This is a genomic window from Exiguobacterium sp. KJ 601, assembly GCF_027161185.1.
GTDB classification, from domain to species: domain Bacteria; phylum Bacillota; class Bacilli; order Exiguobacteriales; family Exiguobacteriaceae; genus Exiguobacterium; species Exiguobacterium profundum.
The window spans coordinates 46,265-46,506 of sequence record NZ_JADHZG010000006.1; the positions used below are offsets into that span (position 1 = coordinate 46,265).

Annotated in this window: 1 pseudogene; it reads left to right on the forward strand. The window is 47.5% G+C overall.

Annotated elements, in window-relative coordinates:
* A pseudogene (locus tag IRJ25_RS14505) lies at nucleotides 1-242 on the forward strand (DNA-directed RNA polymerase subunit alpha); the annotation flags it as partial.

Consider the following 242-nt stretch of genomic DNA (forward strand, 5'->3'; position numbering starts at 1 on the left):
CGCTTCGCATGCGTTTGACTGCTCGCCGTGGTCGTGGTTACGTCCAGGCAGAAGATAACAAACGTGATGATATGCCGATTGGGGTCATTCCAATCGATTCGATCTATACACCGATTCAACGCGTGAACTACGAAGTAGATAAAACACGTGTCGGTCAAGACGCTAGCTTCGATAAGCTTTTGTTAGACGTGTGGACAGATGGTTCAATTCGTCCGGAAGAAGCTGTATCATTAGGGGCTAAA